Source organism: Tamlana crocina, assembly GCF_012037625.1.
In genome coordinates, this window is sequence record NZ_JAAVJS010000488.1 from 1 (window position 1) to 362 (window position 362).

1 protein-coding gene is annotated in these 362 nt (G+C 39.2%); it reads right to left on the reverse strand.

Annotated elements, in window-relative coordinates; translation table 11 throughout:
• A partial coding sequence (locus tag HC176_RS17725) for a hypothetical protein (protein ID WP_167920325.1) occupies positions 1-362 on the reverse strand: 362 nt, incomplete at both ends.

Genomic DNA, 362 nt, shown 5'->3' on the forward strand with positions numbered 1-362 from the left:
GAGATAATATTTTTGGTTATAGTTATAAGCCACCTGTGAGAAATAGGAGAGTAAAGAGTAATTTTCTGCATAACCAGTATGCGACCATAGAGCACCAATACTACTTGCCGACAGTAATTCACTGTCGAGAACGTCATAACCATATACATTGATAGAATTCATCTCAGAAACCTGCGACTCCTGACCGAGCAGAACGTCCAACCCATGGTTCCCATACATTTTATTATAGTTTAGAATGTTCGAAATAGTGTATTGGAAAACTTCACTTTTTACACGATTAAGAACTCCAGTCCAGATGCCACCCCCTGCACCAAACTCTTTATTGTCATACAGGGTTTCATCTATTGCTTGCTGGTCTATTC